This is a genomic window from Lentibacter sp. (genome assembly GCF_965657785.1).
Classification (GTDB): domain Bacteria; phylum Pseudomonadota; class Alphaproteobacteria; order Rhodobacterales; family Rhodobacteraceae; genus Lentibacter.
Map to the genome: position 1 here is coordinate 1 of NZ_CBFHPP010000037.1, position 10,565 is coordinate 10,565.

At 59.0% G+C, this 10,565-nt stretch carries 12 protein-coding genes; 10 read left to right on the forward strand and 2 right to left on the reverse strand.

The window, feature by feature from the left end:
• The coding region (locus ACTF58_RS12765; protein ID WP_438992349.1) for an N-formylglutamate amidohydrolase at positions 1–437 on the forward strand (437 nt) is incomplete at its 5' end.
• Between the two features lie 594 nt (positions 438–1,031).
• On the opposite strand, the gene ACTF58_RS12770 is transcribed toward ACTF58_RS12765, so the two are convergent.
• On the reverse strand, positions 1,032–1,490 hold the full coding sequence (locus ACTF58_RS12770; protein WP_438992350.1) for a hypothetical protein: 459 nt from the start codon (positions 1,488–1,490) through the stop codon (positions 1,032–1,034).
• A gap of 102 nt (positions 1,491–1,592) precedes the next feature.
• Here ACTF58_RS12770 and rsfS point away from each other — a divergent pair, with 102 nt between their 5' ends.
• From rsfS to ACTF58_RS12815, 9 genes are all read left to right on the forward strand, one after another.
• Positions 1,593–2,042 (forward strand): ribosome silencing factor, encoded by a 450-nt coding sequence (gene rsfS, locus ACTF58_RS12775; protein WP_438992351.1) that lies wholly within the window; start codon positions 1,593–1,595, stop codon positions 2,040–2,042.
• Between the two features lies 1 nt (position 2,043).
• Positions 2,044–2,514 carry a 23S rRNA (pseudouridine(1915)-N(3))-methyltransferase RlmH gene (gene rlmH, locus ACTF58_RS12780; RefSeq protein WP_438992352.1) on the forward strand — a complete coding sequence of 157 codons (471 nt, stop codon included), beginning with the start codon at positions 2,044–2,046 and terminating at the stop codon, positions 2,512–2,514.
• Between the two features lie 64 nt (positions 2,515–2,578).
• Positions 2,579–4,096 (forward strand): 2,3-bisphosphoglycerate-independent phosphoglycerate mutase, encoded by a 1,518-nt coding sequence (gpmI, locus tag ACTF58_RS12785; protein ID WP_438992353.1) that lies wholly within the window; start codon positions 2,579–2,581, stop codon positions 4,094–4,096.
• Positions 4,093–5,235 (forward strand): murein hydrolase activator EnvC family protein, encoded by a 1,143-nt coding sequence (locus tag ACTF58_RS12790; RefSeq protein ID WP_438992354.1) that lies wholly within the window; start codon positions 4,093–4,095, stop codon positions 5,233–5,235. Before gpmI ends, ACTF58_RS12790 begins: the two co-directional genes overlap by 4 nt.
• A gap of 3 nt (positions 5,236–5,238) precedes the next feature.
• Positions 5,239–6,579 (forward strand): S41 family peptidase, encoded by a 1,341-nt coding sequence (locus tag ACTF58_RS12795; protein WP_438992355.1) that lies wholly within the window; start codon positions 5,239–5,241, stop codon positions 6,577–6,579.
• 272 nt (positions 6,580–6,851) lie between these two features.
• Positions 6,852–7,592 (forward strand): sulfite exporter TauE/SafE family protein, encoded by a 741-nt coding sequence (locus ACTF58_RS12800; RefSeq protein ID WP_438992356.1) that lies wholly within the window; start codon positions 6,852–6,854, stop codon positions 7,590–7,592.
• Between the two features lie 7 nt (positions 7,593–7,599).
• Complete coding sequence (locus ACTF58_RS12805) at positions 7,600–8,082, forward strand: RNA pyrophosphohydrolase (protein WP_438992357.1); 483 nt, start codon at positions 7,600–7,602, stop codon at positions 8,080–8,082.
• Positions 8,083–8,149: 67 nt separating this feature from the next.
• A complete protein-coding gene (locus ACTF58_RS12810) occupies positions 8,150–8,290 on the forward strand; it encodes a hypothetical protein (protein ID WP_438992358.1) in 141 nt (46 codons plus the stop codon).
• Positions 8,291–8,364: 74 nt separating this feature from the next.
• Entirely contained in the window at positions 8,365–8,931 is a 567-nt protein-coding gene (locus tag ACTF58_RS12815; RefSeq protein ID WP_438992359.1) for a glutathione peroxidase, read from the forward strand.
• 338 nt (positions 8,932–9,269) lie between these two features.
• On the opposite strand, the gene ACTF58_RS12820 is transcribed toward ACTF58_RS12815, so the two are convergent.
• The gene (locus tag ACTF58_RS12820; RefSeq protein WP_438992360.1) at positions 9,270–10,394 is read right to left on the reverse strand and encodes a hypothetical protein; all 1,125 of its coding nucleotides are present in this window, start codon (positions 10,392–10,394) and stop codon (positions 9,270–9,272) included.
• Positions 10,395–10,565: the final 171 nt, after the last annotated feature.

Consider the following 10,565-nt stretch of genomic DNA (forward strand, 5'->3'; position numbering starts at 1 on the left):
TGTTGGGCAAGCTGCTTGACCAATCAAAAGCCGCCTTTGGCGAGGCGATCTTGATCGACTGCCACTCGATGCCGCATGAGGCGATGGATCTGGCCGCACGGGGCGCGATCCGCCGCCCTGAAGTTGTGATCGGGGACCGTCACGGGGCCTCGGCCAGTTCAGAGATCGTCGACCGTCTGGAAGCCGCTTTGAGCGCGGCAGGGCTGACTGTGGTGCGCAATGTGCCCTTTGCGGGGGCCTATATTTGCCAGACATACGGGCGGCCCTCAAAGGGGCAGCACGCGATCCAGCTCGAAATTGACCGTTCGATCTATATGAACGAGCAGATGATACGCCCGAATGGCAACTTTGAGGCGTTTCGGCGGGTTCTTAAGGGGGTTATCGCCGAGGTCTGCGATATTGGCCGCAGGGCCGCAGAGCCTTTGGCGGCGGAATAATTATTGCCAAATTTCCTATAGTTTCCAAAGGGTTTCCCGACATTGCCCCCAGTCTATCAGGACTGAGTTTCCACGCTCTGACCCCTGCGTCCCGCATGGTTAATGCGCCAAAACACATCTGATTCTAGGGGGGTGATAAGCGTGCACAGGGCGTGCACCATGCGTGCACCCCCCCGAACAGGGAATGTGTTAACAGGAATTAAGTTAACGGGGCGTTCGGTGGGGGGCAGCGAATGGTGGGCTTGAGGCCAGAGCGGGCCTTCTATTGGGAGCACCCAGCCGGTTAACAGCCGCGATAGCGGCCCGGCTATCCTTTGCCCCGGCAGGCGAATTGGCTGCACCAATTCTGCCGAGAGGGGGTCAGCCCCTCCCTTGGGCTGGCGATTTGGCAGATGCAGGCGCATCATTCGTTCTGAGGAAGTATTTGGCTGGCATAAAGCGCTTTTCCAAAACCGTCAGGTCGCCACCCCAGGGGCTGACGTTAGCCTCCCAAGCCAACGACTGCTTCGTCCGCGACGCTGCCATTGCCTGCCTGCCCGTTATGAACAGTTCCACCCTTCGCGCTGTGCAAACTTTGGTTGGGCATTGGGAGCGCTACAACCCTGCCCGCGTTTCAGCCGCTTTGATCGCTGCTGATGAGCCTGTCAGGGGGATCACGCCGCGCATCGTTGTGTCTTCAATCACCAGAGTGTCGCCGCCTTTGAGGGGGCGCAGGGCGGTGCGGGGGAGGGTGAGGCTATAGGCGGGCTGGCCTTGTAGCATGACGATTTTGCCGTGGCGGTAGGTGTCAAGCGGGGTGGTTTTGCCGCTTGCGTAGGTGACCGAGAGGCGCAGGGTGAGCGGGCGTGCACTCCAGAGGCCTGTAATGAAGAGTTGGGCCGTGCTTTGGCCCGCCTCAAAGCGCAGGCTTGCGCCGAGGCTGTTTGCGCCCTTCGGGCTTGGGGCGCTGGCGAAGCTGGCGTTGGCGGATTGGCCCGTGGTCCAAGCGGGGCTGGACTGTGCATAGGCCGCAGGGGCAAGCAGGCTGATGATCAGAGCAAAAACAAAACGCATGAACAGGCCTCAAAACGACAATAGATGCTTATGGGTCGCATATTTTTGCATGAGGGAATAGCGGTCATTGAGCATTTACACTTGGGGTGTTACGCTTGCGCCATGCTCGGCATCGGGGCCAACAGATGTGTAAGAAGGAGGGACTACGTCCTGTCACCAAACGTTGTTGCGGCCAAAGGCGCGGCGCATTCGGCCCCAAAAAAGGCCAAAGAGCTGAGCAGTGAAGATTTGCTTGCTGCCATACTGAAATCACTTGACGATGATAAGGCCGAGGATGTCGTGCAGATTGATCTGCGCGGGAAGTCTTCTATTGGCGATTATATGGTTGTGTGCTCCGGGCGCTCTTCGCGTCAGGTGGGCGCTATTTCCGAGAAGCTCGCCGAGCGCTTGAAGCTTGACTTTGGCCGCGCGTCAAAGATCGAGGGCAAGAACACGGGCGACTGGGTTCTGGTCGATACGGGCGATATTATCGTTCATGTCTTCCGCCCTGAAGTGCGCGAGTTTTACCAGCTTGAGAAGATGTGGCTGACGCCCGAGGCGGAAAAGGCCTGATATGCGAGTTCAGATCTGCGCGGTGGGCCGCCTGAGGGGCGGGCCTGAAAAAGCGCTGATTGACGATTATGTGACGCGCTTTGAGCGCACGGGGCGGGGGCTGGGGCTGACCGCCCTTTCTGTTTTGGAAGTGGAAGACAAGAAGGGCGGTGGCATGGAGGCCGAGGCCGCCCTTTTGGAGCGGGCCTTGCCCAAGGGTTGTGTTTTGGTTTGTCTTGACGAGCGCGGGCGGCTCGAAAGCTCGCCCCAGTTTGCCGAGCGGCTCGCGGGCTGGCGCGACACGGGGGCGCAGGATGTGGCTTTTGTCATTGGTGGCGCTGACGGGATTGCGCCGCGCCTGCGCGCGCGGGCGGCGCATTCTGTGAGCTTCGGAAAGATGGTCTGGCCGCATATGCTTGTGCGGGTGATGCTGTCTGAGCAGCTCTATCGCGCGGCGTCGATTTTGGCGGGTGCGCCGTATCACCGCGAATGAGGCTCTGGGTGTTGCCCCGAAGCGTTTGAGCGCGTAAATGCTGGACGCAAAGAAGGTATGGGCAATGAGCGATAGAAAACCGGTTGTGTTGTGTATTTTGGACGGGTGGGGCCATTCCGAGCGGCGCGAGGACAATGCGCCTTTGCTGGCCGATACGCCCAATTTTGACAGGATCATGCGCGACGGCCCGTCGAATTTTCTGACCACGCATGGGCCTGATGTGGGCCTGCCGAGCGGGCAGATGGGCAACTCTGAGGTGGGCCATACCAATATCGGCGCGGGGCGCGTTGTGGCGATGGACCTTGGGCAGATCGACCTTGCGATTGAAGACGGCAGCTATTTTGACAACGAACGGCTGAAGGCCTTTATCGCGCGGCTGAAAGAGACGGGCGGCACGGCGCATCTTGTCGGGCTTGTTTCGGACGGGGGCGTGCATGGCTCGCTTGTGCATCTGATGGCCTCTGTGAATGCGATTGCGGCGGCGGGTGTGCCTGTGGCCATTCACGCGATTGCGGACGGGCGCGATGTGGCGCCGAAGTCGGCATTTGGCTATTTTGCGGCTTTGACCGAGGCTTTGCCTGCCAAGGCCAAGATCGTCACCGTGACGGGGCGGTATTTTGCGCTTGATCGCGACAACCGCTGGGAGCGGGTCAAGGAGGCCTATGACGCCATGGTGCACGGGCAGAGCGGCTATACGGCGATGGACGCGCATGGCGCGATTTCCAATGCCTACAACCGCAGCGAGACCGACGAGTTTATTTCGGCCACGGTTTTGCGCGGCTATAAGGGGATGACGGAGGGCGACGGGGTCTTTTGTCTGAACTTCCGCGCTGATCGCGCGCGCGAGATACTGGCGGCGATGGCGGCGCCTGATTTTGACGGGTTTGACACTGGGGCGCGGCCCAAGCTTGAGATGCTTGGGATGGTTGAATATTCGGAGGCGCATGAGGGGTATATGGCGACGGTCTTTCCCTCGCGGGTGATTGTGAACACTTTGGGCGAATGGGTTGCCAAGCAGGGGCTTAGGCAGTTCCGCCTTGCGGAGACGGAAAAATATCCGCACGTGACCTTCTTTCTCAATGGCGGCAAGGAGGGCGCGGAGGCGGGCGAAGTCCGTTATATGGCGCCGAGCCCCAAGGTTGCGACTTATGATATGCAGCCCGAAATGAGCGCAGGCGAGGTCACGGAGGCTTTTGTCGGCGCGATTGAAGACGGGTTTGATCTGATTGTGACGAATTATGCCAACCCCGACATGGTCGGCCATACGGGCGATCTGAAGGCGGCGATCAAGGCTTGCGAAGCTGTCGATCAGGGCCTTGGCCGCGTGCTTGCGGCGCTTGAAAAGGCGGGTGGTGCGATGATCGTGACGGCGGATCATGGCAATTGCGAGATGATGCGCGACCCTGTGACGGGGGGCGCGCATACGGCGCATACGGTGAACCCTGTGCCTGTGATCCTTGTTGGTGGGCCGGAGGGCGCGGCTCTGCGCGCGGGGCGTTTGAGCGATCTGGCGCCAACGCTTCTGGCGCTGATGGGGCTGGCGCAGCCTGAAGAGATGACTGGCGAAAGTTTATTGGTATGAGCTGGCGTGCGGCGCTTCTGGCGGCGTGTCTGGCTGTGCCAACGGGGCTTTGGGCCGAGGATACCAGCCCCGCAGAGGCCGCAACGGCGGCGCTGGAAGATTTGTCGGCGGCGCGGGACCTTCTGGAGGCGGCCAAGGGCGGGCGCGAACGCGTGGCGGCTTTGAGCGAGACGGTGCGCGCCTATGAGGCGGGGCTTACGGCTGTGCGCGCAGGGCTGCGCCGCGCCACGATCCGCGAGCGGGAGCTGAGTCTCAGACTTGGCGGGCAGGAAGAAGAAATCGCGGCGCTGCTCACGGTGCTTCAGGCGCGCGGGCGGGTTGGCTCGCCCAGTCTTTTGCTGCACCCTGACGGCGCGCTGGGCACGGCGCGCGCGGGGATGATTGTGAGCCAGATGACCCCTGCGCTGAATGCGCAGGCGGATGCTTTGCGCGAGACGCTTGTCGAAGTGAGCACCCTGCGCCAGCTTCAGGCCGGAGCGGAGCGCAGCCTGCAAGAGGGGCTGACGGGCGTGCAGGATGCGCGCAGCGCCTTGAGCCAGGCGATTGCGGACCGCACAGATCTGCCGCGCAAATTTAGCGAGGATGCGGTGAAAACCGCGCTGCTCATTGCCACCACCGAGACGCTTGAGGCCTTTGCGGGCGGTTTGGGCGCAATCAGCGGCGGGCCTTTGGACACGGCGGCAAGCGCGGATGTGTTCGAGCAGAAAGGCGCGCTGGCGCTGCCTGTGGCGGGGCGCGTTTTGCGCCGCGCGGGCGAGGCGGACGCCGCAGGGATCACACGGCCCGGGCTTTTGCTGGCGACACGGCCACGCGCGCTTGTGAGTGCGCCTGTGGCGGCCACGATCCGCTATCAGGGGCCGCTGCTGGACTTTGGCAATGTCATGATCCTTGAACCAAAATCAGGGCTTCTTATGGTATTTGCGGGGCTGGATGTCGTCTACGGGCGCACTGGCGAAGTGATTGCAGGCGGTGCGCCTTTGGGTCTTATGGGCGGCAAAGAGGCCGCAATAGGCGAAATATTAACACAAGTGGGTGATGGAACGGGAAGTGACCTTTCACAATCGCTCTATTTGGAAGTAAGAGAAGACAATGAGCCAGTGAACCCCGAGAGCTGGTTTCGCACACAAAGGGAAGACTGAGACATGAAGAAATTTCTCATGGCGGCGGCAACCGGAACGCTTGCGAGCGTGCTGATCACCACGCAGGTGGCAGCGCCTTTGCTGGCCCAGGAATCCACCAAGACCACAAATGTTTATCAACAGCTTGATCTGTTTGGCGATATCTTCGAGCGCATTCGCGCGCAATATGTTGAAGAGGTCGAGGAGGGCGAGCTGATTGAAGCGGCGATCAACGGGATGTTGACCTCGCTTGACCCGCATTCAAGCTATCTCAGCCCGAAAGCGGCGGAGGGGATGAAAGTCCAGACCAGCGGCGAGTTTGGCGGGCTTGGCATTGAAGTCACGCAGGAAGAGGGCTTTGTGAAAGTTGTCTCGCCGATGGATGGCACCCCTGCGGATGAAGCCGGCGTGGAAGCGGGCGACTTTATCACCCATGTGGATGGCGAGAGCCTTTTGGGGCTGACGCTGGATGAGGCGGTCGAGCTGATGCGCGGGCCTGTGGGCAGCGAGATTATCATCACCGTGGCGCGCGAGGGCGCGGAAGAGCCACTTGAAATCTCGATCATTCGCGACACCATCAAGCTCACGGCGGTGCGCTCGCGCATTGAGGGCACCAGTGTTGTCTTGCGGGTGACGACGTTCAACCGTCAGACCTCGCCCAACCTTGCCGCAGGGATCAAGGAGCAGGTCGAGGAGGCCGGCGGCATGGAGAAGGTCAACGGGTTTATCCTTGATCTGCGCAACAACCCCGGCGGGCTGCTGACCGAGGCGATTGCGGTTTCGGATGCGTTTCTTGAGAGCGGCGAGATTGTCTCGACCCGCGGGCGCAACCCTGAAGACGGCGAGCGCTATAACGCCACGGCGGGCGATTTGACGGGCGGTAAGCCTGTGGTTGTTCTGATCAATGGCGGCTCGGCTTCGGCCTCCGAGATTGTGGCGGGGGCGTTGCAAGACCACCGCCGCGCCATTGTTGTTGGCACGAAAAGCTTTGGCAAAGGCTCGGTTCAGACGGTGATGCCTTTGCGCGGGGAGGGCGCGATGCGCCTGACCACAGCGCGCTATTATACGCCGTCAGGGCGCTCTATTCAGGCGCTGGGCGTTTCGCCTGACATTGTTGTGGAGCAGCCGCGCCGCACGCCCGAGGCCGAGACCGAAGAGGAACAGGCCAAGTTTAACGCCCGCACCGAGGCCGATTTGCGCGGCAGTATCAGCAACGACAGCCTGACCGAAGACGAGATCGAACAGATCAAGGCGGAACAGGAAAAGGCGCTCGCGGCAGCCAAGCTGCGCGAAGAGGATTATCAGCTGGCTTATGCGATTGATATTCTCAAAGGGCTTGAGGCGCTGGGACCCGCGGCGAAGTAAGCTCTCTGGCTGTGAGGATAGGGGCCGCACCTGCGAGGGTGCGGCTCTTTGCGTTTGTGGTGGGCTGTGGTTTCGGATTTTTGCTGCGCAAAAAATCCGACCGCCTGCGGGGGCCAGCCCCCGCACGCAGGGTTAAGCGGGGGCCAGCCCCCGCACCCCCGGGATATTTTTAGAAAGAAAAAGGGGCGGGCGGTTTGGGGCGGTTTGGGTTTGGTGTGGGATTGCGGCGGGGGGCGCAATGCGCCAGAAAGGGCGCGAACGGGGAGAGGCTTATGTTGGAAATTTTGGTGCTTTGCGCTGCGGGCTTTGCCACGGGGGCGCTCAATGCGGTTGCGGGGGGTGGGACGTTTATTTCCTTTCCTGCGCTGGTCTGGCTGGGTGTACCGCCGATTATGGCCAATGCGACGGCGACTTTGACGGCCATTCCGGGCTATGCGGGGAGCGCTTGGGCGTTTCGCCGCGATATTGCGGCGGAGGGGGCCTTGAGCCTTTCGGTTATGTTGTTGATTGCTTCCTTGGGAGGTTTGATCGGGGCGCTTTTGCTCACCGTGACAAACGAGGAGGTCTTTATGGGCCTTGTGCCTTGGCTTTTGCTTGTTGCCACATTGATTTTTGCGGCGGGCCCAAAGCTTCTGGCGCTTTTGAAGGGCGGCGGGCTTGGCAGGCTTGGCTCTGTGGCGGTAACTTTGGCGGTTTCGGTCTATGGCGGGTATTTTAACGGCGGTCTCGGGATCATGCTTTTGGCGGTGTTTGGCCTCATGGGCTTTGCCAATTTGCACGGCATGAACGGGCTGAAGAACCTGATGTCGACGATGATCTCCATTGTGTCGGCGGGGGCGCTGGCTGTGGCGGGGCTGATCGCGTGGAAGAGCGCGATTGTTTTGGCGCTGGCCACCACGGCGGGGGGCTATTTTGGCGCCGCTTATGCGCGTAAGATTACCAATATGACGCTTTTGCGCGGTGCGATTGTGGCGGTTGGCCTGATCATGACCGTGTTGTTTTTTCTGAAGTGAGGACGCTATGAGCCCTGAAGAGATTGCCCGACTGCCCTATCGGCCTTGTGTGGGGGTGATGCTTGTCAATGCCGGGGGCGAGGTCTTTGTGGGCCAGCGCCGCGACCGTGATCAGGACGCCTGGCAGATGCCGCAGGGGGGCGTCGACGCAGGCGAGGGCGCGCGCGAGGCGGCTTTGCGCGAGCTTTGGGAAGAGACCGGTGTGACGGCGGATAAGGTTACGATTGAAGCGGAAACGGCGGGCTGGCTGCCTTATGATTTGCCCCATGATCTTGTGCCCAAGATCTGGAAGGGGCGCTTTCGCGGGCAAGAGCAGAAGTGGTTTCTGATGCGCTTTCACGGCGAGAACAGTGATGTGAATATTGCCACCGAGCACCCCGAGTTTTCGGAGTGGCGCTGGCTTGCGGCAGATCAGCTTGTTGACAATATCGTGCCGTTCAAGCGCGCGGTTTATGCCTCGGTCTTGGCAGAGTTTGCGCCGCATTTGTGAGCGGGCGCGCTTTTATTTGTCTTGGCGATTGGCTATTATAGAAAAAAACAAAAATTGAGGACAAAAAATGAGCCGTTATCTTATTCTTGCGATGGTCGTGACGCTTTCGGGCTGTGGCACGCTGAGTGGCCTTGGCCATGGTGCGGGGCAGGTCTTTCAGGGGATTGGCAGTGATCTTTCTGCGCTTGGTGATGTGTTTCAGCGCTAGGGTCAGGCACCCCGTGGGGCGGCCTTGGGCTGCTGTGGAATGATCCAAGCTGGCGGCCCGCGCGTAAACGGGGCATGAGACTTTGGTTTAAACATGGGTTGACGGGCTACAGTGCTGCGCTTTGGCTGGCTCTGGGCTGTGTCTTATATGCGGGTCATGGCAAGGCGGAGAGCCTTTGGGGCGCGTTTCCTGCGATAGAAGGCGGGGTGATTGACACGGCGCAATGGGCGGGCAAGCCCTTTTTGGTTGTGAACACGGCCTCCCGCTGTGCTTTTACGCGCCAGTATAGTGAGTTGCAGAGGCTCTATGACCGTTACCGCGACGCTGGCTTTGGTCTGATTGCTGTGCCCTCTGATGACTTTAGGCAGGAGCTTGGGAGCGATGCCGAGATCAAGGCGTTTTGCGAGCTGAACTACGATATTGATATGCCGATGACGACGATGCTTAAGGTGAGGGGGGCGCAGGCCCACCCGTTTTACCAAAGCGTCAAGGCGCGGACGGGCTTTGAGCCTGCCTGGAATTTCAACAAGGTTTTGATTGGCGCGGATGGCGCTGTGCTGGCGACTTGGGGTTCTTCGGTAAAGCCGCTGGCGGGGCGGATCACCAAGGCGATTGAGGCGGAGCTTGCCAAGGCGCGCTAGGGCGGCTTGCGTGCAATCGTAGATTTCACAGGTATTTGAGGGAACATCTGGTGCTGTAGGGGAGGATTGAACTCCCTATATCTTTGTATAAAACAATGGGCTAATTGGTTTTTTGTAACGTCATGTTGGACCTGAATTTGTAACAAAGTGTGATCCGGTTTAGGGTCCGCTCCACTACAGTTTTGAATACCTTGGCTTATGGGGATACCGCTGTGCGATCTAGCCGAAGATCAGAGCTTGGCAGAGGATTGTCCTAATGATTGGCTCGACACTAAACGTGCTAACCCTAGCCCAGTGAAGCAGACGCGACCTAGGCGCTCGCACGCTGTTGGCAAACTTCAGACATCAAAGAGGTCAACGAGTAGATTTGGGTTGCTGCCTTGTCCTTCTAGTTCTTCAAGCAGTTGCTCCAACAATGGATCGTAGCGATTTGCAGCCCGTGTAAAACGTTCGTTGCGGTTGCGATTGCGGGCAAAGTCTCGACGTGTTTTTAAGATTGCGTCGCGTAGCTCGTCGGCAAGTTTGTCTTGTCCTACCACAAGCGCGTTCTTTTCCTTGAGCCGCCACCTCAGCAGCCCGCCAAGCAAGAATGGTGCATAGTTGAAGCGAGTGTAGTCTGTACCTAATTCAGCTTTGAATTCAATTATGACGCGTTCGGCCAGTCGCTCAACATCCTGACGTTCCAGAAGAAGTGGTGCTGTCTCAGAGCGAGACAATAGAAAGGCGGCAGCTGCAGTTTCCTCGCGGTAAGTCCAAGACTGCACATCTCTTAAGAAAATGCGCGAAAGCGCAATTCTTTCTTCTTCCTGAGTTCTACAGGTGCGGCCAAAACCTTGGTAAACCAAAACCCAGTTCATAGCATGCGTCACGAACGGGTGGTTAAAAAGTGGGCTCCGAGCATCCCATGCCTTAAGTAACATATTGGGCAACGGTGCTGGTGATCTTCGAAACTGCCAGGTTAGAAACTTGAGGGATTCGTTGTTTGCAATGATATCTCCGTTTACACGGGCCTGAACGTGCTCAAGGGCCCTCTGCGTCAACGTGTCCAGCAGGTTTCGAGCTTCGTCTGGCACTTCACTTGGGAGTTCACCATCACTTGAGATACAATACCGCTTGTTTGGCCTCGCTGCGAGCTTCCTTGCAAGTTCACCCCAATCAACCTCGTCCCGTTCACTGTTTTCTGCCAAAAGGCTCGAAAGACCTTGGTCGCGGTCGTTATCCTCCCATGCCTCCATACCACACGGCAGGATCAGCCGGTCAGGTATTGTTGCTGAGAAGGCGCCGAGTTCCTCGATCAGTTCGTTCCATGGTCTTTGCACTTCTTTCGCCGCGTCCCAATCGACGATGAACTGTCTAGCAAGTGAAGGAGCGTTAACGATGAAGCGGGCGCGACCGGCGGCCGGCACCTGCTCGACGCTTAGTTTCACTGGAGTGGCAGCCGCGGTCCTGGACGTTAACTCCACCCGTGCTTCTCGTGGCCATTCTTCTAGCTCCTTTCGAAGATGGAGCACGAAATCTGTTTGGTTGGCTTGGATTGCAAAGTTGGCGGGCTCTGGCTGTCTGACGTCAGCACCATTGGGACAGATTTGAAGATTTGAATAACAGAGGATTTCTGGTTCATCTTATCGATTAGG

What these genes read in the sequence shown, in the direction of transcription:
- ACTF58_RS12800 (WP_438992356.1), top strand. Translation starts at nt 6,852, where the DNA reads ATGTTGGAAATTTTGGTGCTTTGCGCTGCGGGCTTTGCCACGGGGGCG.
- rlmH (WP_438992352.1), top strand. Translation starts at nt 2,044, where the DNA reads ATGCGAGTTCAGATCTGCGCGGTGGGCCGCCTGAGGGGCGGGCCTGAA.
- ACTF58_RS12810 (WP_438992358.1), top strand. Translation starts at nt 8,150, where the DNA reads ATGAGCCGTTATCTTATTCTTGCGATGGTCGTGACGCTTTCGGGCTGT.
- rsfS (WP_438992351.1), top strand. Translation starts at nt 1,593, where the DNA reads ATGCTCGGCATCGGGGCCAACAGATGTGTAAGAAGGAGGGACTACGTC.
- ACTF58_RS12770 (WP_438992350.1), bottom strand. Translation starts at nt 1,490, where the DNA reads ATGCGTTTTGTTTTTGCTCTGATCATCAGCCTGCTTGCCCCTGCGGCC.
- ACTF58_RS12805 (WP_438992357.1), top strand. Translation starts at nt 7,600, where the DNA reads ATGAGCCCTGAAGAGATTGCCCGACTGCCCTATCGGCCTTGTGTGGGG.
- ACTF58_RS12795 (WP_438992355.1), top strand. Translation starts at nt 5,239, where the DNA reads ATGAAGAAATTTCTCATGGCGGCGGCAACCGGAACGCTTGCGAGCGTG.
- ACTF58_RS12790 (WP_438992354.1), top strand. Translation starts at nt 4,093, where the DNA reads ATGAGCTGGCGTGCGGCGCTTCTGGCGGCGTGTCTGGCTGTGCCAACG.
- gpmI (WP_438992353.1), top strand. Translation starts at nt 2,579, where the DNA reads ATGAGCGATAGAAAACCGGTTGTGTTGTGTATTTTGGACGGGTGGGGC.
- ACTF58_RS12815 (WP_438992359.1), top strand. Translation starts at nt 8,365, where the DNA reads ATGAGACTTTGGTTTAAACATGGGTTGACGGGCTACAGTGCTGCGCTT.